General features: G+C 35.3%; 1 protein-coding gene. It reads right to left on the reverse strand.

Annotation, left to right across the window (positions count from 1 at the left end; all coding sequences use genetic code 11):
• Window positions 1-462 precede the first annotated feature (462 nt).
• Entirely contained in the window at window positions 463-753 is a 291-nt protein-coding gene (locus DVG78_RS29855) for an RNA polymerase alpha subunit C-terminal domain-containing protein (RefSeq protein WP_114464651.1), read from the reverse strand.
• Window positions 754-1,034 lie beyond the last annotated feature (281 nt).

Raw genomic sequence — 1,034 nt, forward strand, 5'->3', positions numbered from 1 at the left:
AATTGGATAAACACTCAAAAAATAGTGTAACTTTGGATGGGCAAGTCGCAGTAACCATAGTTTTGTAGTTTAGTCACCACAAAAATACGGCAATCTTCTACTTGCCTTTTTTTATGAGAAAGCCCTGTAACAAGTATTTTTTCATATTTACCCTTTATAGATTAAGTTTTATTTAAAAATGTCTACTAACGTCAGATTGTAAAAAAATCGTTTTTTCACAGTCTGACGTTCAGCCGCTTTGCGAAGGCAGGGCTTTTACCACAAAACTTGATTTGAAAAACTAAAGTTTGATTACCCACAAAACTGTCTTTGGAACACGAATCCCCGCCTTTTGGGAAGGTGCTGTTAGTGGTTCGTTATTTATCATTCGTTAATGTTTTAGCTATCATTATTCTGTTTGTCGTAATGTAGTCTGAGACGTTTACATAGTTTGAATTTTGAATTGTCCGAAATATGTTTTTTTTATGACTTAAAATAAAGGCCGTATTCACTTAGAGCCTTTTTTAATTTCGGTATTGTGCTTGGTCCCATACCGTGCAGATTAACAATTTCTTTTTCACTCCATTTTGCCAAGTCTTCCAGAGTCTTTATATTTTCTCTTTCTAATGCTCGTCTTGCTGGTGCACCTATTAAAGCAAGAAAACTGTCTTTGGGTTTATGTTCTTCTTCACAAATTGGACAGGTCGGACAGTCACTATTTTTATAGAACTGATGTCCTTTTTTACAAGTCTTTAATGTTCCTTTTGCCGCCATATTTTGTTTCTATATTTGCCTGTTACAATGACCGCTAACAGTTTTCGGCTTGGCGATGTGGCGGAATTTTAGCACAAAAATTCAATAGAATTCCTGCTGTTGAAACTTGCACAAATGTTTCATAGAAGCACTTCAGCCGCCATATTGCCAAACTGATGTTGAACAAAACCTTCGGTAGCTATATTACCTCAAAAGGGTTAATTTTAAGGCCAATTTAAACTTAAAATTGAGCATGACAAAAAAAGAATTCTGATGAGCTGAGGGAGAATACGCTCATCAAT

Origin of the sequence: Runella aurantiaca (assembly GCF_003339505.1) — a bacterium.
Lineage (GTDB): Bacteria > Bacteroidota > Bacteroidia > Cytophagales > Spirosomataceae > Runella > Runella aurantiaca.